The sequence below is a fragment of the Nostoc sp. DedSLP03 genome, assembly GCF_034530815.1.
Lineage (GTDB): Bacteria > Cyanobacteriota > Cyanobacteriia > Cyanobacteriales > Nostocaceae > Nostoc.
The window spans coordinates 17,691-39,954 of the sequence record NZ_JAVRCK010000037.1; the positions used below are offsets into that span (position 1 = coordinate 17,691).

22 protein-coding genes are annotated in these 22,264 nt (G+C 39.1%); 11 read left to right on the forward strand and 11 right to left on the reverse strand.

Features of this window, described 5'->3' with window-relative positions; all coding sequences use genetic code 11:
* The first annotated feature begins 38 nt into the window (after positions 1-38).
* From RM368_RS18710 to RM368_RS18720, 3 genes are all read left to right on the forward strand, one after another.
* A complete protein-coding gene (locus tag RM368_RS18710; RefSeq protein WP_322695445.1) occupies positions 39-710 on the forward strand; it encodes a VOC family protein in 672 nt (223 codons plus the stop codon).
* 163 nt (positions 711-873) lie between these two features.
* On the forward strand, positions 874-1,545 hold the full coding sequence (locus tag RM368_RS18715) for an ABC transporter ATP-binding protein (protein ID WP_322695446.1): 672 nt from the start codon (positions 874-876) through the stop codon (positions 1,543-1,545).
* 115 nt (positions 1,546-1,660) lie between these two features.
* Positions 1,661-3,073 carry a TolC family protein gene (locus RM368_RS18720; protein ID WP_322695447.1) on the forward strand — a complete coding sequence of 471 codons (1,413 nt, stop codon included), beginning with the start codon at positions 1,661-1,663 and terminating at the stop codon, positions 3,071-3,073.
* 332 nt (positions 3,074-3,405) lie between these two features.
* Here RM368_RS18720 and RM368_RS18725 read toward each other — a convergent pair whose 3' ends face one another.
* Entirely contained in the window at positions 3,406-5,652 is a 2,247-nt protein-coding gene (locus RM368_RS18725) for a cation:proton antiporter (protein ID WP_322695448.1), read from the reverse strand.
* 187 nt (positions 5,653-5,839) lie between these two features.
* Complete coding sequence (locus RM368_RS18730; RefSeq protein ID WP_322695449.1) at positions 5,840-6,658, reverse strand: class I SAM-dependent methyltransferase; 819 nt, start codon at positions 6,656-6,658, stop codon at positions 5,840-5,842.
* Positions 6,659-6,664: 6 nt separating this feature from the next.
* Here RM368_RS18730 and RM368_RS18735 point away from each other — a divergent pair, with 6 nt between their 5' ends.
* Entirely contained in the window at positions 6,665-7,408 is a 744-nt protein-coding gene (locus RM368_RS18735; RefSeq protein ID WP_322695450.1) for a class I SAM-dependent methyltransferase, read from the forward strand.
* 72 nt (positions 7,409-7,480) lie between these two features.
* The gene (locus RM368_RS18740; protein WP_322695451.1) at positions 7,481-8,134 is read left to right on the forward strand and encodes a Uma2 family endonuclease; all 654 of its coding nucleotides are present in this window, start codon (positions 7,481-7,483) and stop codon (positions 8,132-8,134) included.
* A 122-nt stretch (positions 8,135-8,256) separates the two neighbouring features.
* Here RM368_RS18740 and RM368_RS18745 read toward each other — a convergent pair whose 3' ends face one another.
* Positions 8,257-8,553, reverse strand: coding sequence for a hypothetical protein (locus RM368_RS18745; RefSeq protein WP_322695452.1), 297 nt, complete (start codon positions 8,551-8,553; stop codon positions 8,257-8,259).
* Positions 8,554-8,581: 28 nt separating this feature from the next.
* Positions 8,582-9,049: a VOC family protein gene (locus RM368_RS18750; protein WP_322695453.1), complete on the reverse strand. Its 468-nt coding sequence runs from the start codon at positions 9,047-9,049 to the stop codon at positions 8,582-8,584.
* Between the two features lie 75 nt (positions 9,050-9,124).
* Between RM368_RS18750 and RM368_RS18755 the strand changes: the two genes are divergently transcribed.
* Positions 9,125-9,598 (forward strand): DUF4385 domain-containing protein, encoded by a 474-nt coding sequence (locus RM368_RS18755; RefSeq protein WP_322695454.1) that lies wholly within the window; start codon positions 9,125-9,127, stop codon positions 9,596-9,598.
* 291 nt (positions 9,599-9,889) lie between these two features.
* On the opposite strand, the gene RM368_RS18760 is transcribed toward RM368_RS18755, so the two are convergent.
* The 3 genes from RM368_RS18760 to RM368_RS18770 all read right to left on the reverse strand — a co-directional run bounded on the left by RM368_RS18760 (position 9,890) and on the right by RM368_RS18770 (position 11,720).
* Positions 9,890-10,909 (reverse strand): aldo/keto reductase, encoded by a 1,020-nt coding sequence (locus tag RM368_RS18760; protein ID WP_322695455.1) that lies wholly within the window; start codon positions 10,907-10,909, stop codon positions 9,890-9,892.
* Positions 10,910-11,104: 195 nt separating this feature from the next.
* Complete coding sequence (gene petJ / locus RM368_RS18765; RefSeq protein WP_322695456.1) at positions 11,105-11,440, reverse strand: cytochrome c6 PetJ; 336 nt, start codon at positions 11,438-11,440, stop codon at positions 11,105-11,107.
* Positions 11,441-11,495: 55 nt separating this feature from the next.
* Complete coding sequence (locus RM368_RS18770) at positions 11,496-11,720, reverse strand: hypothetical protein (RefSeq protein ID WP_322695457.1); 225 nt, start codon at positions 11,718-11,720, stop codon at positions 11,496-11,498.
* A gap of 191 nt (positions 11,721-11,911) precedes the next feature.
* Between RM368_RS18770 and RM368_RS18775 the strand changes: the two genes are divergently transcribed.
* The gene (locus tag RM368_RS18775; protein ID WP_322695458.1) at positions 11,912-12,712 is read left to right on the forward strand and encodes a histidine kinase; all 801 of its coding nucleotides are present in this window, start codon (positions 11,912-11,914) and stop codon (positions 12,710-12,712) included.
* Between the two features lie 202 nt (positions 12,713-12,914).
* On the opposite strand, the gene RM368_RS18780 is transcribed toward RM368_RS18775, so the two are convergent.
* The 4 genes from RM368_RS18780 to RM368_RS18795 form a co-directional block, all read right to left on the reverse strand.
* Complete coding sequence (locus tag RM368_RS18780) at positions 12,915-13,106, reverse strand: YqaE/Pmp3 family membrane protein (RefSeq protein WP_322695459.1); 192 nt, start codon at positions 13,104-13,106, stop codon at positions 12,915-12,917.
* Between the two features lie 126 nt (positions 13,107-13,232).
* On the reverse strand, positions 13,233-13,634 hold the full coding sequence (locus RM368_RS18785; RefSeq protein WP_322695460.1) for a phage holin family protein: 402 nt from the start codon (positions 13,632-13,634) through the stop codon (positions 13,233-13,235).
* Between the two features lie 342 nt (positions 13,635-13,976).
* Positions 13,977-14,318 carry a 2Fe-2S iron-sulfur cluster-binding protein gene (locus RM368_RS18790; RefSeq protein ID WP_322695461.1) on the reverse strand — a complete coding sequence of 114 codons (342 nt, stop codon included), beginning with the start codon at positions 14,316-14,318 and terminating at the stop codon, positions 13,977-13,979.
* Positions 14,319-14,331: 13 nt separating this feature from the next.
* A complete protein-coding gene (locus tag RM368_RS18795; protein WP_322695462.1) occupies positions 14,332-16,491 on the reverse strand; it encodes a Tex family protein in 2,160 nt (719 codons plus the stop codon).
* A 2,555-nt stretch (positions 16,492-19,046) separates the two neighbouring features.
* Between RM368_RS18795 and RM368_RS18800 the strand changes: the two genes are divergently transcribed.
* The 4 genes from RM368_RS18800 to RM368_RS18815 all read left to right on the forward strand — a co-directional run bounded on the left by RM368_RS18800 (position 19,047) and on the right by RM368_RS18815 (position 22,072).
* Positions 19,047-19,436, forward strand: a complete 390-nt coding sequence (locus tag RM368_RS18800) for an EamA family transporter (RefSeq protein WP_322695463.1) — start codon at positions 19,047-19,049, stop codon at positions 19,434-19,436.
* A gap of 22 nt (positions 19,437-19,458) precedes the next feature.
* A complete protein-coding gene (locus RM368_RS18805; RefSeq protein WP_322695464.1) occupies positions 19,459-19,815 on the forward strand; it encodes an EamA family transporter in 357 nt (118 codons plus the stop codon).
* Positions 19,816-19,897: 82 nt separating this feature from the next.
* Positions 19,898-21,202 (forward strand): NAD(P)/FAD-dependent oxidoreductase, encoded by a 1,305-nt coding sequence (locus RM368_RS18810; protein WP_322695465.1) that lies wholly within the window; start codon positions 19,898-19,900, stop codon positions 21,200-21,202.
* Positions 21,203-21,247: 45 nt separating this feature from the next.
* On the forward strand, positions 21,248-22,072 hold the full coding sequence (locus tag RM368_RS18815) for a glycosyltransferase family 2 protein (RefSeq protein ID WP_322695466.1): 825 nt from the start codon (positions 21,248-21,250) through the stop codon (positions 22,070-22,072).
* Positions 22,073-22,264: the final 192 nt, after the last annotated feature.

The following is a 22,264-nucleotide window of genomic DNA, read 5'->3' on the forward strand; positions in this document are numbered from 1 at the left end:
TTTAAAAATTAAAAGCTTCTCTGAAAACAGGTGAATATATGCAACTTGAACTAGACCATATCTTTATCTGTGTTGAACCAGAAGCACCACCAGCAGACATACTAACTGCTTTTGGACTCACAGAAGGGACTCGGAGAATTCATCGAGGCCAAGGAACTGCAAATGTTTGCTTTTTCTTTGATAATGCTTATCTTGAGTTACTTTGGCTTTTTGACGCTAACGAAATCCAGTCTCCTCTTGTTCGCCCTACAGGTTTGTGGTCACGCTGCCGTTGGCAAGAAACACAGGCTTGTCCTTTTGGCATTTCATTCCGGTCAACAGCATCAGATTTACGAGAAATACCATTTCCTACTTGGGATTACCATGCAAAATATCGGACACCAGAAGCTTCTATTGCGATCGCAACCAATAGTGACAATTTATCAGAACCCTTGATTTTCATTTCACCCGCAACTAAAAAACCTAGAAATTTACCTTTAGAACGGCGACCTCCTTTAGTTCATCAAGTTGGATTTAAAGAAATTACAGCATTACAAGTCACCTTACCCGGCGATCAAAAATTTTCTGCTGAAGTGAGAACGCTAATCGATCTGGGATTAGTGCAATTTTCACAGTGCAGTTTTTACCAACTAGAAATAGAGTTTGATAACGCCAAAAAAGGTAATTCACAAGAATTTGACTCGCAACTACCAATTTTAATTAGATGGTGATTATGGGATTGAATTACAGTAACTACATTATATTTTCTATAACCTTGTAGATGATTTGCAAATATTTAGTGACAAAATTTGAATTATTTGCAGGTTATACAGTCAATCTAGCTTTTTGAAAATTTCCAAACAACAACTAAAAAATTATTAATCTGAAATCAATATGCCAACAATGATTTGGATGGAATCTATTACCAAAACCTACCACTTAGGAGAAGTTAGTGTTCCCATACTCAAGGGAATTGAACTCTCTATTGAGGAAGGAGAATATGTCTCAATTATGGGTGCGTCAGGTTCGGGTAAATCTACGCTGATGAATATTTTGGGATGTCTGGATCGTCCGACAACTGGAGATTATATTTTTGAAGGCAGAAACCTAACGACTTTTGATGATGATGAATTAGCCTATATCCGCAACCAAAGGATAGGTTTTGTGTTTCAACAATTTAACTTATTGGCACGGGCGACAGCGTTAGAAAACGTTATGTTGCCAATGGTTTACGCCAATTTACCCAAGCCAAAACGCCGAGAAAGGGCATTAGAAGCCTTAGAAAGGGTAGGATTAGGGGGACGTATAGCTAACCGTCCTAGTCAACTCTCTGGCGGACAACAGCAACGAGTAGCGATCGCTCGTGCTTTGGTCAACCGACCTGCATTAGTTTTGGCAGATGAGCCAACAGGAGCTTTAGATACTGAAACTTCCCATGAGGTGATGAGTTTACTGACTGAACTTAATGACCAAGGGATCACAATTGTGATTGTCACTCATGAACCTGATATCGCTGCTCAAACCAGAAGGATTATTCGAGTTCAGGATGGTTTGATTGTCGGCTAATTTGTTAAGATTAACCTTCTAAGGAGGAATTTAAGATTTAAACATCTTAGGTCAATCAGGATGAAAACTTTTAATTATATCCTCAAAAAACCTAATTAATGACTATATCTAGATTATGAATTTCAGCTTATTCTTCGTGCATTCTGCCTGGGTTCCTGTCGCGTTGGCGATTCTTCTTCCAAATGCAGTAAGTGCAGCAACTCCGCTAAAAGCACAGAATTCTTCAAGCTCTGTACAAGTTCCCGATCGCCTCAACCCCAATCCCAACCCTCTGCAATTTCCAACTAAACCGGAGGAAGTAAGGATTCAGGGAACTGTGCCAATCAGTTTGGCACAAGCTTTGGAACTCGCAAAACGCAACAATCGAGATTTACAGGTAGCTATATTACAGCTAGAACGCAGTCGTTCGGCACTACGCGAGTCTCAAGCTGCCTTATTTCCGACTCTGGGAATAAACAGTAGTGTGACTAATAGTGGTAATGGTTTTACTAACAATTCATCTCAAGCTAGCACCACTTTTAATGGTTCAGCACAACTGAATTATAATCTCTATAGTTCTGGGAACACACTAGCAAGTATCCGAGCCGCAGAAGAACAGCTACGGGTAGATGAATTAAATGTTGAAAGTCAGTCTTTGACAATTAGCTTGAATGCCACAACTCTATACTACGATTTGCAACAAGCAGATCAACTAGTCAGAATTAATCAGTCTGCTGTGATCAATGCCCAGGCCAGTTTGCGGGATACTCAAGCCAGAGAACAGGCTGGAGTGGGTACGCGGTTCGATGTGCTGCAAGCTCAGGTGAATTTAGCAAACTCCCAACAACAACTGACTAATGCGATCTCACAGCAGCAAATTGCCCGTCGTCAGCTTGCCACGTTGTTAAGTTTGTCGCAGTCAGTTGATATTACTGCCTCAGATCCTGTACAATTAGCGGGTCTTTGGTCGCAGACGGTAGAACAAAGTATTGTCCAAGCGTTTCAAAATCGTCCAGAGTTGCAACAGTATTTGGCACAACGTAATATTTCCGAGCAACAGCGACGACAGGCACTTTCACAGCTAGGGCCGCAAGTTAGTTTGGTAGGCAACTACAATCTGCTAGATCGGTATAATGATGGCGCGAGCATTACTGATGGTTATTCAGTAGGACTTCAAGGCAATCTAACTTTATTTGAAGGGGGAGCAGCAAGAGCAAGAGCGGCTCAGTCGAGAGCTAATATTGCGATCGCAGAGACTCAATTTGCTAGCCAGCGCGACCAAATTCGTTTTGATGTAGAACAGTATTATGCTCAATTGCAATCCAATTTAAATAATGTGCAGACTTCTAGTGTGGCTTTAAATCAAGCCAGGGAAGCTCTGAATTTAGCAAGGTTGAGGTTTCAAGCTGGTGTGGGTACTCAAACAGAGGTAATTGATGCTGAAAATGACCTGACAAGAGCAGAAGGTAATCGAGTCACAGCTATTTTGGATTACAATCGCGCTCTAGCTAATTTACAAAGATCCGTAACATCCAGAGCTTCGCGCTAAGATCGAATCATTAGACATTTGGTGAAATTAAATATGCGTTATCTAGAACCCTTGTAGAGAAGTAGCATTGCTACATCTCTACATTCTTTTTTGCAATGTCTATGACATAAATATATAGCTGTAGTCAGATATGTTATGCCAATTCAATTAATGATTGGAACATATTCTTGGGTAAAGACGCGATGAATCGCGTCTCTACAAATGGTTTATTTGTCGCATTCTTTTTTCCAATTGGTATTAGGACAGTGTTGATTGCTCAAAGCTTTAGAGCAACTGGGTTTATATTTAGCACTGGCTAAACGCCCCGCTATCGCTAACAGCACTTAGCACTTTTATGGCACAGTAATTACTGCTACTGGGCAATGAGCTTTACTCAGAATTGTATCGACTCTATGACCGAAGAAAACGCGACCCGTAACCATTCGGATACTACTCCCTAGAAGAATTAAGTCAACTTCCTGAGTTTTGGCAAACTTGAGGATTTCCTTTTCTGGGCTGGTTCCTTGAAGAATATAGGTTTTGACATCAGCACCCAGATTGCGGGCAATTTCTGCTTGCTGTTCGAGCATATCGTGAGCAATTTCTTTGACTGGAGCTAGCGATCGCTGTTCGTAAAGAATATACTCAACCTGTGGCAAATTAATTACGTTAACGATCGTAACTAATGCCCCGGTTTGAGCTGCGATCGTACTTGCCATCTCTACAGCATTTTTACTATATTCTGTCCCCACCGTTGGCACCAAAATCTTTTTGAGCTGTTGTTGAGGAATTTTGCATATCTCGCCTTTCGGTTGGGGTAGATGCGACTTTACTACCATCGTTGCACAAGGTGCTTCTTGGACAACCCGATCGACAAGCAAATTGAACAATGCTTTCTGGGGGCGGATCTGTTCTGAAGCTCCCAATACAATCAAGTCATAGTTTTTGTTTGCTTCATTCAAAATTACCTCCGCTTTATTACGCCCCGACTCCGTTTTTGTTTGTAGGGTGGTATCAGCAGGTAGCTGCATTTCCTCAGTCACAGCAGTCAGAGCTTGTTCGGCGGCAGTATCTTTAACCTGGGTTGCCTCTATCCGGCGCGCTTTGCTTTGAGGTTGCTTATCACTCAGAGCATATAAAGATGTAACTTCTATCGAGTTTTGGTGAGCCATGTAACCGACTAGTTGTGCCGCCAGTTGGATGTTGGGACCACCACTAGTAGGTATTAGGACACGGTGAATCTGCTTGATAAAGCTGCGGCTATCCTGTTCTTCTTGTTCCAAACGTCGAGCTTCCTCTTCACCCATAACCACCTTCGACAAACACCAGCGCAGCAGTGGTGGAGCCATTAGGGAAGTGACGATCGCTACCATGACAATAATCGAGTACATCTGGGGATTCAGCACTCCCAAAGATAAACCAATGGTGGCAACGACAATTTCCATCGCCCCGCGAGCATTCATCCCGGAACCCATCGCCAAACCTTCCCAATGACTCAAGCCGCCCGCACGAGAACCAAGGTAAGCACCTGTAAATTTGCCAACACAGGCGACAACCAGAACAATCAAGCCGAATATCAGCGTTTTAGGGACTAACAGAGTTTCCAAGTTAACTTTCAAGCCAGCTGAGGCAAAGAAAATTGGCGCTAGAAAGCTTGCTGTAAAAACTTCTAGCATGTGTCCAGCTTCATTGCTAAAGCGGCGGGATTGACCTGCCAGAATCCCTAGCACGAAAGCACCTAATGCTGCTTCTAATCCTAATGCGTGGGTAAGTGCTGCTGCCGAGAGCGAAAGAATCAGCACAACCGACATACTCGCGGCAATTCCACCAACATAGTCATCAACCCAGCGCAAAATCTGGTCTACAATGGTACGCCCAATTGTAAAGGCGATCCCTAGAAATAATATAGCTGCGGTTACAGAATGGAAAATTGTCCCAAAGTCAAATTTGCCGCTACTAGCTAAACCTGAAACCACAGAAAGCAAAATCCAGCCGATAGTGTCGTCAGTCATCCCAGCGGCTAAGGTAACTTGACCAATGTCACGGCGAATCAGATTTAAGTCCATCAGCACCTTCGCAATCACTGGTACTGCTGAAATACTCATTGCTGTGGCGATAAATAGACTAAATACCAATCGCTTTTCTGGGTCGGCTAAAAAACTATCTGGCAATAGCCAGCCCAGTCCAAATCCGGTGATAAACGGGACAATAATTCCGCCCAGTGAAATCAAAAGAGCCGTTTTACCCTTACGAAGAATCAGCTTGAGATCCGTCTCCAACCCAGTCACAATCAGCAAAAATAACACGCCTAACCAAGAAATCACCGAAAGTAAATTAGACTGTTCTTGACTTTTGGGAAAGATGTGCGCCTGTAAATCTGGAAAAAGCAAACCAAATAAAGAAGGGCCAAGCAGCACACCCGCCAGTAATTCTCCAACAACAGGCGGTAGGTTAATCCGGCGCATCAACTCACCTAATCCCCGCGCTACCAAAAGCAATAGTGACAGTTCCACTAGCACCAACAGCAGCTCGTGATGACCAAGAGGTTTAATTAAACCGTCACCGGCTGCTTTCTGGGCAGCGAGTACAGGCACTAACATTAGCGACAGGTTTTGCATAACGTTGAAAGGGTGGATTACAAATTTTTAAAGGGGCTGTTTAAGTAAATCCTGAAAATGTTTACTTCCACATCGGCCTATGAGATTAAACTGTGATTGTGATTATTAATGGCAAGATTATCATGTGCGATCGCCCTGATGTGTCAGTTCAGGAGCAAAGCTCATCAACTTATTTTCGAGCGCGAACAAATAACTTTGTAGTGTCTTGCCAAAGACCTCGATCGGTTGCTAGTTTCTCAATTTCTGTAGTGTATTCAACTTCCAACTGATTTAATTGTTCTGGTGATAATTTTGACAATAACGGATTACCTTTAAAATTTATATTAATTGCTGTCCAAGATAATTTGTTATCGCTAAGAGGGCGATAACGTCCTGATGGCTCAATCTTGATTTCGATATCTCTAAAACCTGCCTGATTGAGCAAATTTCGACATTTTTCTGGAGTCCCCAGTGGTTCAAGAATATGTGGTAATGATTCGCCCAATACTCTAGCGCAGATCCTCTGCTGAAGAGATGCCATATAAGCAGTTTCCGGAGGACAGGTAAATGCCACATACCCTCCTGTTTTTAAGAAGCCATACCACTTTTGCAAAGTAGCAAGGATATCAGGAAAAAGTACAATTACCTCACAGCAAAAGACAGCATCAAAACTACGATCGCTAAAGTTGAAATATTCTGCATCCGCCTCAATCAACTCGATATTTTGTAATTTTGCTGCTGCAATTTTAAGTCTTGCTTGATGTAACATTCCAGGGGTCATATCAATCCCAATCACGTAGCCCTCTGAACCAACTTTTTGGGCTGCGGGTATTGCAACTAAACCCGTTCCAGTCGCCACATCAAGGATTTTCTGTCCCGAATGTAACGGCACAAATTCAAGTAGAAGCTTGGCTTCTAGAGGATGGCGAGTACCTTCTTCATGGTCATAAGTCGTTCTACTACCATAAAATTCTTTTAGTCGCTGCTTATAACTATCCAAATCAGTCATAACCAAATGCCAAATTTTCTCCACTTTATAGTAACTTTTGTTGTGATATTAAGTTGCTCCCTGCTGAACCCAACCCTGACAGCACAAGCCGCAACTGTCACAGTTTATGAACACCGGATAATCCACAGTCCAGATGGTATCGGCAAATACTACATAGGGCGCGAAATTGCCCAAGTTATGGGATACACTGGCGCTGGCTGGCTAGAACGTCCCAGCCGAGAGCGAGAAGAACAGCCAAGTAAGGTAATCAGCCTCCTCAATCTCAAACCTAATGATGTGGTGGCGGATATTGGCGCTGGTACAGGTTACTTAAGCTTTCGCATCGCGCCGTTATTAACAACAGGTAAGGTGTTAGCTGTAGATGTTCAACCAGAAATGTTGGAAATCATTGAGTTGTTCAAAAAAGAGAAAAATATCACCAATATTGAGCCTGTTTTAGCCACTTTTACTGACCCTAATTTACCATCTGAAAGTATCGATTTAGCTTTGATGGTGGATGCTTATCATGAACTTGAGTATCCCCAAGAAGTGATGCAAGGAATTGTGAAAGCACTTAAACCAGGTGGGAAGGTAGTGCTGGTTGAGTATCGGGGTGAAAATCCTTTTATTATGATTAAACGTCTGCACAAAATGACTCAAAAACAAGTCCGTAAAGAAATGCAAGCTGTTGGTTTGGTTTGGCGGGAAACTAAAAACTTGTTACCTCAACAGCATTTAATGGTGTTTGAGAAACCCAGCACTAATTCGTAATTCGTAATTCGTAATTCGTAATTAAGGTATCAAGCCATAATAAAGTAAGACTCCTTGCTAGAGCAGAAAATCATGGTCAACCTATCATTCAAGCAGCGAATTCCTCATTTAGAAAATGGCGATCGCCTTACTCGCTACGAATTTGAGCGACGCTATCAAGCAATGCCCCGTCATCAAAAGGCAGAATTAATTGAAGGAGTTGTATACTTGGCATCCCCATTACGCTTTGAAAGTCATGCTGAACCACATGGCCATCTTATCGGTTGGTTGTGGACTTACCAAATTGCTACTCCTGGTGTGAGATTAGGAATTGAGCCAACAGTCCGCTTAGATCGAGACAATGAACCGCAACCAGATGGAGTGTTATTAATCACACCAATATCCCAAGGACAATCTCGTTTGAGCGATGATGATTACATCGAAGGTGCGCCAGAACTGGTAATAGAGATAGCAGCTAGCAGCGTTGCTATTGATTTACATGACAAGAAAAAAGTTTATGGTCGTAATGGAGTCAAAGAATATATTGTTTGGCAAATATTTGAAAACAAATTAGATTGGTTTAGCCTGCAACAAGGAGAATATATATCCTTAGAAGTGGACGCAGATGGAATTATCAAAAGTCAAGTATTTCCTGGTTTGTGGTTGTCAATGTCCGATTTAATTGCTGGCAATATGCAGCAAGTATTGGCTGTATTACAGTTAGGATTAAATTCACCAGAACATTAAATATTTGTGCAGCAGTTGTCTAGTCACAATTCAGGAGTCAGAATGGGCTAAACGCCCCGCTATCGCTAACATGAATCAGAATAGTTACAGAATCAGGGAAATATTTGATGACTATTTTGGTATCAATCTATCTTTTGGGGAATGAGACTGGCGCTTTTGGTGACACTATCCCAAACAATCCAGTTAAGAGAATTATCTAAATCATCGGGGCTGTTTGCAACTTTGAAATATAGCTTTTCTTCACGTTTTCTTTCAATGGCAAAGTCGGCATTTTGAGCATAAGAGACTATAAAACCTTTGTCTCGTAAACAATACATCGCCCAGGCTTTCAATGATTGCTTGTATGGTTCGTGTGGAATTGGTGGTTTTGTAATTGTGTCTTCAATTACTTTAAATATTTCCGTGAGTTTGGCGGTCATAGTAGATACTTTTGTTATTACCCTTAAGTTAACTAGCTTCTGGATCGCAACGAATTTCAATCATAAAGCCATCTGGATCGTAAAAATACACTCCTCTACCAGTAGGACGAGTGACTGGGCCATGTGCGATCGCTATTTTATTTTCTCTAATTACTGTCACCGCGCGATCGAATAACTGCGGATCGATGTCAAAGGCTAGATGGTAAGCCCTAGTAAAGGTCTTTTCGGGGTCTTGATTTGGTGGCGATAATTCTGGTTCTCCAAATAAATCTAGAATTGTACCATCAGGGGTGATGAAGTTGGCTACTTTCCCAGATGCAACTAGTTCCACTAGGGTTGCGGGTACTTCGTCACCTGTGAGTTCGTGTAAACCCAGGATTGTGCCATAAAAATAGCGCGAGGCTTGCATATCCTTGACGTTGAGAGCAATGTGATGTACTCTACGCAGACTTCCTGGTGCAATAACACTGTTTAGAGATTGGGTGCTAGATAGCATAATTAACAAAATCTCAATACTTAGATAGAAGTTGAACTTTTTTTGAAAGTTTACTATTCCTAATAAAAATCTATCATGGCTTTTAACTATTCTTTAGACTTTAAAAATATTGATTTTCGCCAACATCCTGAACTCTATCGCGTTGGCAAGGGTGAACAGGGTGTACTTTTGGTTGAACCATACAAATCAGAAATTCTTCCTTACTGGCGGTTCAAAACTCCTGATATTGCTAAAGAGTCGAGTGAGAAAATTTACGAGCTTTTTCTTGATTATTTAGAGAAAAATGATTTTGTCGGAGCCGATATGGCACGGAAATTTATCCAAATGGGTTATACTCGCTCCCGCCGTTATGCTAATCATAAAAGCGGTAGGAAGTATAAACAAAATTCGGAAGATTCAGGTTCTAAAAAAGAGATTCTTCCCTATGAAGTAGATCCAGTTAAAGCCGAGTCAGCAGCAATATTTAAAGCTAAGTGGGTAGAAGCAAAGACAAACGAGAAATATCAAGAGCTTTTAGCCAAACATAAGCAGATGTATGAAGTAGATTAGTAACTTTCGTAGTGTGTGTTACCTTGCTAACGCACCCTCCAAGATATTTTTGGTACGTTAGCAACAGCTAACGCACCTTACCAAACAGCTGACGAGTCTTTTATACTCGTGAATGAGTCTTTGATACTCATGAATGTATCTAGAGGACTGATTGCAGAAACTTTTTACATTGTCGCCAATTAATTTAAGATTAACGCGATCGCATTTCCCCACTCAGCGATCCAATACTAATCATAGTTGCATAAGAAGATGTTGGAAAAGTGTCGTATATTGTTGAACTGTTCAAAAGTTTTATCGCCGATATTCGTCGCCGCAATCGCCGATTAGCTGGTACAAATCGCGTGATTGGCGAGATACTGCATTGATGCGATCGCGATCGTCTTCATCTAAACTAAAACTAAATACTTTGGCGTTATCTTCTATATGTTCAGATACTCCAAGTCTGGCACCAACTATCACACCGCCCACAGTTGGTCGATCTAAAATGTAACGCACTGCCACATTTGAAATGCTGACTCCATGCTTATTAGCAATTTCCTTCAGGATAGCCAGCAACTCTTGAAATAATCGCCAACCACCCCAAGCATCGATCATATTTTTATATTTTTTCAAACTAGCAGTAGAAAGATCAAATCCTCGCGGTTCCGGTTTACCTAAATAGTTTTCTGATAACAAACCGCCGCACAGCGTACCATAAGTAAAAAGCTTTATATCATGCTGCTGACAAAACTCCACCATATTAACTTCAGGACGGCGGTCAACTAGGGAAAATTGCACTTGGTTAGAAACAATTTTGATGCCTGCTTCAGTAATAAGCTTCAAGTTTTCCGTGTCAAAATTAGTTAAACCTAGATGCTTAATTTTACCCTCAGTCTGAAGTTCTGCCATATATTTGAGGGCATCCAGGTAATTTTTATCTTGATATTCCCACCAGTGGAATTGCATCAAATCTAACGATTGCATATTCATCCTTCTCAAGGAAATATCAATATTTTCCTCAACGAGTTTTTTTGTCATTTTGCCTGGACGAGGTACCCATTTCGTAAAAGCTTGTACTTGAGATAAAGCATCTTTCCCACGAGTATCAATTAGTTGGCAACGAAACTCACCAATAAAGTCTTCTGCGGGGCCATAATGATCTGCTAAATCCCAAGTAGTAAAACCTGCATCTAAATATTTGAACATAGTCTCAATAGCGGCTTGGGGATTGATCTGCCCGTGTGCGCCGGAGACTTGCCACATCCCATTTAATATGCGGCAGATGTTCAAATCGGGAGTAAATTGGAGACGACTAGCTACGGGTAAGTTCATTTTCAATTTATGAGTGAGGAGTTATAAGTTAGGAGTTAAGAGTTAGGAGTGAGAAGAGTTAATAATTAGTGAGTTGACAAGGGGGTTTTACAGCCTTTTTAACTGTTCTACTTTATTATGAATGATTTAAGACTGCCAGAGCTAATAACAGCTAAAGTCTTAACTTCTAACTTCCAACTCCCAACTCCTAACTTTTTAACGCCAGCCTTTTTCAGCTTGTTCGAGAACGTAAGCAGCAACGTCTTGAATTTGCTGTTCGGTGAGACGCTCTTTGTAGGCTGACATATTATTTTTACCATTGGTAACTATAGATGTAACTGCCTCTATTGAATCCATGCCATACTTTTTCAAGGCTTGTTTTTTGAGATTTTTACCTCGCCTGATGATATTGCTACCGTTGATATGACAACCAGCACAATGAACGCTAAATATTTGTTCGCCGTTAACTGTGTCTGCTGCCCTAACAGGCAAAGTAAAAGTACTGATTAATAACAAAAAAGTTACTAATACTAATGTCAGTAGTTTTTTCAATTAATTTCTCCAGATTTGAACATATTAGTTGTAGACATAAGTATCAAAATCAATACTAGAGGGATTCAAAGTCAGTTATAAATCCAGTAAAATTTGCACAATCTTCTTGAAAAGCTTCGGCATCGCTCACATCTTCAATTTTATAAGACATGATGCGCGTACCATTTGGCATTTTTTTTGAACTAATTAATTCACCTTGATATTTCGCTGCGATCGCTTTAAAATCAACACCATAGATTTTCCAGGCATCATCCGAACAAGTAATATTTACTTGCCACATATTTTACTTCCAATTACTACCACTAAATATTCATCATCTCACAAATGGGCAACATCTTACACATCACCTCTTTGGGACTACAATTTTATATCTAAAGGAAGTACCAAGCCAGTTTGGGCTACGCCATAATATGGATGTAGGAACATTAAGAGAAAATATTATCCCAACTAGTTAAATTCTCCGAGTTGAAAATGCCTAACAATATCAAACAACAAATTCAAGCCGACCTGCAACAAGCAAAAGAAACCGGACAATTAAGAACTGAGCGGATTCGAGAAATAGTAAAATCCGCAGTTTCTCAAGTAGCTTCTGAGTTTAAACAAGGTTCTACTGAAGTTCGTAGCATTGTGAAAGATGCTGTTTCTGCTGTAATTGAAAACTTCCAAGAAAAAGGCAGCGAACTCAAAGATGAAGTGGCAGCTTCCATTGAAGGAGCGCTGGAAGGAATTAATAGCAAAAGACACGAAGACATTGCTAAAACTCAAACAGATATTAAGCGGCTACAGGCTCAATTGGATGGTGAAGAAGAACAACTCCAACAAGAGGTTGATGTAATTCTGGCAGAAATTGAAGAGACGGGTAAGGAAAAACCTGCCAGTACCAAAACTGCGATTGATTCTGCTGTCAATGCGATTAAAGATAGTGAAGAAGTCGGATTGTTAAAGAAACGTTACGCGCAACTGCAAGCGCAACTAGCCATTGTCCGAGCTAATATGGCTGCACGCTATGGTGGGCGGAATATGGAAGTTCAAGATTATCTAGACGAGGCGAAACACTGGTATGATAAAGCTCGTCCCCAAGCAGAATCGATGGCTGTACAGGTAGAACAGAAGCGATCGCAGCTAGAAGAGCAATTAGGTGAAGCTGGTACATCTTTAGCCAGAAAAGAGCGCCAAATAAAACAAACGTTGAGGCAGTTACTCTTAACGGCGGCTGATTTGTTCAAAGATAAGCAACCTGCTGATAAAGAACGCGAGACTATTCATAAATAAGCTGTTTTAGCGTTTAATTGACTTAGAAAAAATAGGGTGGTAAATTCTCACCCTATTTTTTTGTTGAAATAGCATTTTTTATTAGACTTATCACATGAATTAAAGTCCCTCTCCCAAGCTTGGAAGAGGGACTTTAAAATTGACTCCTCCTTCTCCCAAATTGGGAGAAGGGGTTGGAGGATGAGGGCTTTAATATTGCGTATTAGTAAATACGACCTTCTCGATTAAGTTGTTCGTCATGCTTGGCTATAACCCAAATTGCATGAATACTACCAGGAAGCCAACCTAAAACAGTGAGCAAAATGTTAATCAACAGGGTGGGGCCAACTCCAACTGTCAAGAAAACACCTAAAGGAGGAACTAACAAACCTAGAAGAAAACGAACTAATTTCATGATTTTACAACTTTGTGATTTTGTTTAATTACATTCATTTGAGGATGCCGAATTAGGAAATCCACCTTCGGAGATTTTATGTAGGTGAGAAACGTGATTTAACTGGCGTTTCTATTCGTTCTAAACTTATCTAGAAGAAGGTAATTCAGCTTGATTTTTTACATCACCACTGCTGGTTAAAAGGTTTCTTTCAACAAAGTAGTTGTTAATAAAGGTGTTCGCAAAAGTTAAAATTACTGGCCCAAGCAGGAAACCAATAATTCCGTGAACTCCGAACCCAGGAACTAGCACTGCTGCTAACCAAAAACACAAACCGTTGACGACGAGGGAAAATGCTCCAAATGAGAGAAAGTTAAGTGGTAAAGAAAGACCAGACAAAACTGGTTTAACTGAACCGTTAATTAGACCAATTACTACAGCAGCAATTATAGCGGCGGGGAAATTAGCAATATTAACGCCTGGAACAACGATATCAACAATCAACAAGCTCAAAGCTGTAGCTAGCGCGGTTAAAAATGGAGTCAACATTGTTTTTACCTAATAACTAGAGATTTTTTTTGCGACTTCTTATATCATCTTTAACTATTTGCTAGGGTTTCACCTCCCTTGCAAGATAGAATTTCTTTCTACCATTAGGCCTATCGTTGAGAAAAATATAGCGGTTCTAAATATATTTTCTGGGCGCATCTGTACGCCTATACATTAGACATAGGAGTAAAGACATAGCAGTACTACCTCTCTATAAGGATTGTAGATAACACATATTAATTTCTGAAGATGTCTAACATATTGCAATGTTTTAAAGGGTGCGTTAAACAAACTTAACACACCCTAGAAATTTAAGATTAATTTAATGTTACAAGGCAAAAATCACTCAGGTTTTCCCGACTCAGGCTTATAGTAAAGGGCTGATTTATATAAGACTTGTTCTTGATGGGTTTCTAAAGTGCAATCAGACAAAGGATAAGTTACACAAGTAACAACATAACCAGCCTGTATTTCATTTGGACGCAGAAATTTTTGCTCGCTTTGATCGATTTCACCACTAATAAGTTTAGCAATACACGCAGAACATTCGCCTTGTTTACACCCAGATGGTAAGCGGATACCAGCTTCTTCCGCCATATCTAGAATATATTGATCGTCTGGTACTGGAATGGTGCGATCTAATCCAAGTGTAGGATTGATAAATCGAACTTGATAAATTGCCATCTGCTGTTTCTAATTATTGTTTAACTGCTTTCATCGACAAACTAATCCGCTTGAGTTTCTCGTTGATTTCTAATACCTGCACTTTCACTACTTGTCCAACTTTGACAATTTTGTTGGGATCGTCTACAAATCTATCAGCAAGTTGGGATATATGCACCAAGCCATCTTGATGTACGCCGATATCGACAAAAGCACCGAAGTTGGCGACGTTCGTCACGATTCCCTCTAGTTCCATTCCCACCTTTAAGTGCTTGATTTCGTTAATCCCTTCTCTGAAGGTGGCATACTTAAACTCAGCCCGAGGATCTCTACCTGGTTTTTCTAGTTCGCTGAGGATGTCGAGCAGTGTGGGTTCGCCAACGCTATTGGTAACATATTTCTTCAGGTTGGCCTTTTTGAGTTTTTCGGCAATTTGTGTTACCTGATTTAATGGCACATTTAGATCGGATGCGATCGCTTCTACTACAGAATAACTCTCTGGATGCACTGCTGTATTATCCAAAGGGTTATCACCGCCGCGAATCCGCAGAAAACCCGCTGCTTGTTCAAAAGCTTTTGGCCCCAACTTCGGAACTTTCAACAGTTGTCGGCGATTTTTAAAGGCTCCATGCTGGTTGCGATGAGCGACAATATTATTGGCTACTGTTGCCGTAATCCCAGAGACGGAAGTTAAAAGTTCTTTGGATGCGGTGTTTAAGTCTACGCCGACGTAGTTAACGCAGCTTTCTACAGTGTCATCCAATTTCTTTTTCAACAATTTCTGATCGACATCGTGCTGATATTGTCCCACACCAATCGATTTGGGATCGATTTTCACTAGTTCTGCTAAGGGGTCTTGCAAACGGCGGCCAATACTAATTGCACCGCGCACGGTAACATCTAAATCGGGAAACTCTTCTAGCGCTACAGTACTTGCAGAATATATAGATGCGCCAGATTCATTCACCATCACCTTAACTGGTTTGCGTTCTATATTTTGTAGTACTTGCGTGACAAACTCCTCTGTCTCGCGGGACGCTGTACCGTTACCAATGGCGATTAACTCAATCTTGTATTTTTCAATTAAATTTTTGACAATTTGTGCAGCTTTGAGTCGTTGTTCAGCCGCTTGGTGAGGAAAAACCGCTTGATATTCCAAAAATTTTCCCGTTTGGTCGAGGACAGCAACTTTACACCCAGTTCTAAAACCAGGGTCTATCGCCAGGGTTGGTTTCATCCCTGCTGGTGCAGATAGCAGCAACTCCCGCAGATTAGTTTCAAATGTCTTAATTGATTCTATGTCTGCGTAAACTTTTTTCTCAGCAATAACCTCTCCCATAAGAGAGACTTTCATCAAACGATTGAATGCATCCTTCAGCATCGCCTGATAAAAATCTCGAATTGTCCGGACTTTGGTTTTGATCTCTTTCGACTCAAGATAGTAAAGTACCGCATCTTCATCGAAAGCAATTTCAAAGCTTAATATTTTTTCAGTTTCACCCCGACACAACGCCAGCATATTGTGTGGTGCAATATTTTTTACCTTAATTTGATAGTTACGGTACATCTCAAATTTGGTTGTACCTTCAGGATAATCATCTTTGATGCGGGAGACAAATACCCCTTCTTCTAAAAGATAGTCGCGGATATATGCGCGTAACTCAGCTTTTTCAGCTACTTCTTCCGCTAAAATGTCAGCAGCACCTTTGAGTGCTTCTTCTGCTGTTTTTACTACCTGCGCTTCCGAAATATACTTAGCCGCTTCTGACTCCAAGGATGCAATTGCAGCATTTTTGGTATTTAGCGACTTGATGAACTCTGCTAGTGGTTCGAGTCCTTTTTCTCTGGCGATAGTGGCGCGGGTGCGGCGCTTTGGGCGATAGGGTAGATATAAATCCTCAAGTTCGGTTTTTTGTAAGCAGGATGAGATTTTGGCTTTGAGTTCATCTGTAAGTTTACCTTGTTGAGCGATCGCACTTAAAATAACCGATTTTCGTTCTTCCAGTTCTGTCAAATAAGTATAGCGATCGGCCAGTTCGCGTAGTTGCACTTCATTCATCTCATCGGTGCGTTCTTTGCGGTAACGTGCAATAAAGGGAATTGTTGCACCCTCCGCCAAAAGTTCCAGCGCGTTTTGCACCTGATGGGATTTGAGGTTGATTTCAGTTGCCAGTATTTGAGGAATGTTCAGCATTAGGTGTCTAAAATGAAAATGCTACTTCTAAAGGTAATATGCTAGATCCTTATCCTGGCGCAAGTCCAAAGTTTTAAGCTAATTTACCAGATGATTGTTCGCAAGAGTGTAATTGGCCAAATAGACAAAACCCAGCTACGCAAGTTTTATAACCCTTTCAATTTAGCTTGGTTGAGTCAGGAGAAGGACAAAAGTAGCATCACCCACAGAAATTGTCTGTTACTAAACACTATCCAATCTCACGTAGCATCTCGTACCAAATTTTAAATCTTGCTACGCACACACTCGAACACAGAAAAAATAGTTGTCAAGCTTTAGGCGCTTCATCTATTGCAATAATTATTCCAATTGGCATAAAATACAGCCTTGCATAATCTTGATTTTCTATCATATTTATTTCGCTCGACTGTTGTAGCCAAAACCTTATTGGATGTAAGATTAACCACACTTCCAAAAAATTTGTTCTAAAAACACTATAACCTTTAGTTCAGAGGTTAGTAAAATGCTTTTGTTTTTCTTGATACCACTATGTACTGCTTTAGCTACAGGCTACTTGTTCAAAAAGAGTACTGATGAAATAGCATATCTTGCAGGTGTATTCGCAGCGATTAGCTTGATCTTAAGTTTAATATTAGCACCTTGGCAGATTCAGTTTGGATTCTTAATCATTGTCTTCGTCATTACCAACAGACTTTTGCAAAACAATGAGTCCAAACAATAGGAAAACAACCTAGAGAAACCTCTATTCAACCAAGAGAACTTAACGTTGTTTTTCTTTATACCATTATGTACTGTTTGAGCTACTACCTGGTTGTTCAAAAAGAGTGCCAATGAAATTGCCTACTTTGCAGCGATTAGCTTGATTTTATCTCAAGCATTAATATCTTGGCACATTCAGTTTGGATTGGTAATAATTATTACCAACAGACTTTGATGAAGATAATCAGTCTAAATAATAAAAAAACCTCTACCCAGCGAAGGAAAATTGGCAGACTACTAACTTTATCTGAAATATGTAAATTTAGATGAATATTTTGTGAATAGATAAAAAATAATTCCAACTCTCGATTATCATCTTAAAATTTAGTTTATAATTTAGTGTAACTTGTGTAACACTGTCAACGTAAGTAGTATTATTTAAGTTTCAATTTTCCTTGGGTCAACTCTTAGCTTTGCATTATCGAATCTAATAGTAACTCTTTACTTATACAAGTTTAGTACCATAAATTACTTCATAAATGTACAAATTTCCCAGGCAAAAATTAATAAGAGAGGAAGATTTTTATTTTATGAAGTTTTTGTTTAATTGTATTTGTCAGTAAATAAATTTTTGATAAAGTATCACGATAAATTTGCAACATACCTTTCTCATGGTATTCTAGTAAGTAATTACATGTAACAATAAATTTGGAGGAAAGAACCTATTTAAAAAATTACCCAGAAAAGTCAAGCAAAAATAATACTAGATGATGTAGAAATATCTCAAATTCAATGCAAACAATCTCAATTTTCTCAATTTAAAGTTGATTGGCGAACTCTACTTTGCATTAGTTGTTTTGTAAAAAAGCTCCGTTTGGACATCCAGTAAAATTCCCCATAAATCTGTAAAGCGTATTACTGTAGTGTAGATTGATTTATCTCTCTATTGATTTACGCAGCCAGTCAGACTTGTATTACTTCTTGTGTTCCCATGCCCAAAAAGAGCACGTATACATACTCGATTTGAGTAAAAACCATTACTTTTATAAATCGGCTTAATTGCCAGCCGAGATTACAGATATGTCTGTGAGCCGGGAGAAGTTTTATGATATGTCAGTACATTAATCCACTTTTTTGGAGCAAATAGAGAATATTTCTCAATCCAGCTAGGTTTTATAGCTTGAGAATATCAATAGTATCTTCAAAAGATTTCTACAGCAGGATACAACTGATAGAAAGTTAATGAATGGATTAATCAAAAATTATGGTAATCCATTTTGATTTAGGTGCATCTGTTGAATATGTGGGTGGAATCAAAGTTCAACATCAGCGATGTCTACGACTGGCTACACCTACGCACACTGCAAACTTTGTGTATGTATAGAGAATTTGTGACAAATTTCTCAAATTTCTCTATGTCTGCATCCAGTATTAGATTATCGAGATCGCGCTAAAAATAGTGTCGGAGCAAACCTGGATAACACAAAAAATATCTGTAATTTACAGTTAAGCAAACTCTAAATTGATTGTGCCAATTGTCAAGCAATAAACTGGTTTGGTTGGGAGTATAATCCAGTCAAACAATTAAGCGTGCTTTACTACCAATCATATCGAACGCTGCCATCATAGAGCAACTATCCTGGAATACTACATAGGATTTAGTGTTTAACTCTAGGGTATGAGCTTCAAAGATCGTTTTGATATCAGTCACTTCAACATAGCCTTCTTAATTTTTTGTCTATTTACTGAAGTGGAGATCGAATTGTAGAGAAGTGTTGCCGAGATATGAAACGTTTAGAACGACTGGTTTTTTACTATCCGGTTCATACCTACTATATTTATTAAGGGAAAGTACTATGAAATCCATATCGCAAAGTTCAAACTTTAAAATAATCCCTTATATTATTTTATTTGTAAGTATTTTACTTAGTATCTGTGGACAACTGCTAATGAAACATGCCATGATTTATACAAATGAGGGAGTATTTACTTGGGATTTTCTGCAAAAATTATCATTAGCTATTACTGTTTACTGTTTAGGAATAGTAAATTGGATATTGGCTCTGCGCTCTGTAAAATTAAGTATTGCTTATCCACTGACGAGTTTAAATTATGTGGGAATACTTTTCGGCTCATATTACTTTTTTAATGAGGTGATTACGGTAACTCGAATAGTAGGAGTCATCACTATATTCTTGGGTGTTCTTTTAGTAGTTAACCCCATAAAAAAGCTCAAGTTTAGATAATTAATTACTTGAAAAATTAAAAATGAGTATTTTTACTTGGCTAAATTTAATGCTTGTTGTTTTGTTTGGAACAACTGCTCAACTCTCACTCAAGTATGGACTTTACATCTCTAACTCTAATAAAGGAGAAAGCGGCTCTATCAAAAATCTCTTATTATCTCGTTATTTTTTGATTTGGTTTATCTGCTATACATTTATGACTATATTGTGGCTTTATGTATTGCGGACAATTCCTTTAAGTCAAGCCTTTCCAGTTTTAGGATTAATGTATGCATTTGTACCCATTGCTTCTCACTATCTTTTAAAAGAAGAAGTTGTTTTTAGCCAATGGTTAGGGATTTCCGTTATTATAACTGGCGTAATTCTAGTTGTACATTAATCTTTTATGATTCAAATTATTAATATTAACAGTTTTTGAACATCATCCTCTAAAATATTTTCACAAAATCTAAATTTAATTTATGAATATAGGTATCGTTGGCGGAGGCATCACTGGGCTAGTATTAGCTCAACGTCTTTCACATCAAGGACATAAAGTCACTGTTTTTGATAGTAATAAGCAGCTTGGTGGACTTACTACTTATCATGATTACGGATTATTTATCTGGGATCGCTTTTATCACGTCATCTTACCTTCTGATACTCACTTAATAAATTTTATCAGAGATATTGGTCTTGGAGATAAACTGCGCTGGCATAGAAGTTTAACAGGCTTTTATGACAATAGAAAGTTTTATTCTATTAGTAACACTATAGAATTTCTGCGTTTTCCTCTATTTGGACTTCTAGATAAAATTAGATTAGCTTTTACTCTTCTATATGGTTCGCGCCTTAATAACTGGCGGCGCTTAGAGAAGATTTTAGTTGAAGATTGGCTATTAAAACTTGGTGGTAAAAACACATACGAAAAGCTCTGGAAACCTTTGCTTTTATCAAAATTAGGAGAAAACTATAAGCGAATATCAGCAGTTTTTATCTGGGCTTACATCAAACGATTATTTTCAGCCCGCGATTCTTCATTAAATAAAGAACAACTAGGTTATGTCTCAGGCGGTTATAAAACTGTTTTTGACCATATAGAAAAATTAATTTATGCGTCTGGAGGTCATATCCACAAAGGTGTTGCGGTTGAATATATCGCACCTCATCCAGGAGGTGGAATGTGGGTAGAATATCAGGCTAAAAAAGAGCATTTTGATAAAGTCATCTTTACTGGACCAGTTAATATCTTGCAACAGGTTGCTGCGAGGGAACTGGTGAAAGTTGCAGACACTACTGAAACAGTAGAATACCTGGGTGTAATCTGCATGGTACTGATTACTCGTAAGCCTCTAATTCCTTATTACGTAGTGAATATTGCCGATAAAAATATTCCTTTTACCGGAGTTATCGGTATGAGTAATTTAGTTTCTTTACAAGAGACAGCAGGGTATCACATGACATTCCTACCAAAATATATCCTTTCCACTGACTTGTTGTTAAAACAACCAGATGACGAATTACGTCCAATATTTTTCCAAGGTATACGTTTAATGTTCCCCGAACTCAAAGCCGATGACATTGTAGCGGCACATATTAATCGAGCGATTAAAGTACAGCCACTACAAGTTTTAAATTATTCCAGCTTTGTTCCCAAAGTGAGTACTGAAAACGATGATTTTTTCGTTGTCAATACCTCACAGCTGGTCAATGATAGCGTCAATAACAACGCAGTAGTTCGACAAGTCGATGAATTTCTCAAAAAATCACCATTACTGAATTCTTGAAATTTGAGTAATCACATTTTCATTGAAAAATCACACGAGGTTTTTATGAGTCTTTTTGTTCTTTTACCCGCATATAATGAGGAAGAATCTATTCGCCCCTTGTTCAAAAAGTTTCAAACATTGCAGCAAATCTTTAATATAGAGATAGAACTGATTCTTGTAGATGATGGCAGTAGCGATAGAACTGCTCAGACTGCAATAGATGAATCTCAATCACTAGGTATATTACTAAAATTAGTCCAACATCCCAAAAATGCTGGTTTAGGTCAAGCAATTAAAACAGGTTTTACGACTTTCTTGGAAATTTCTAAAGAAGGTGATTTCTTAGCCGCGATGGATTGCGATAATACTCAACCACCAGAGCTATTAATAAAAATGTATGACACTATGATAGCTGGGAGCTATGATATTGCGATCGCGTCTAGATATCGAAAAGGTTCTAAAGTTATAGGCTTATCAAAATTTAGAGAGCTAATGAGTTACGGAGCCAGCTGGCTTTTTAGAATTGCCGCTCGTGTACCAGGCGTAAAAGACTATACTTGTGGTTACAGACTATATAACCGTACTTTCCTCAGTAAACTGGATATGTATTATGGCGACAATCTATTCACTGAAAGTGGATTTGCTTGCATGATAGATTTACTGCTGAAAGCCAAAGTTCTCAAACCAAAAATCGTAGAAATTCCAATGGTTTTGAGATACGATGAAAAACCGACTGCTAGCAAAATGAAAATTCTTAAAACTATTACTCGAACACTAAAACTCTTGTTTAAGAATCTAGCATCAACACAGCCAACTTCTAATTTAAGTCAGACTTTCAAACAGCAAGAAACAGTTAGAATTCCACTAAGAATGGCAAACCGTAAATAAACCTGAGAAGAAAAGTCTGGATTCTTTAGTCGAGAAGAGTGTCAGTAAATATATAAATAGAATTGTATTTTATTCTACACTGATACAAAAGCGGAGCAAGCAAAGCTCCGCTTTTGTATTTTGACTTCTGAATTTTTCGTCAAATAGCTCCAAATTTTTAATCTGTGAGCGGATTTGCCAAGACGTTGTTAA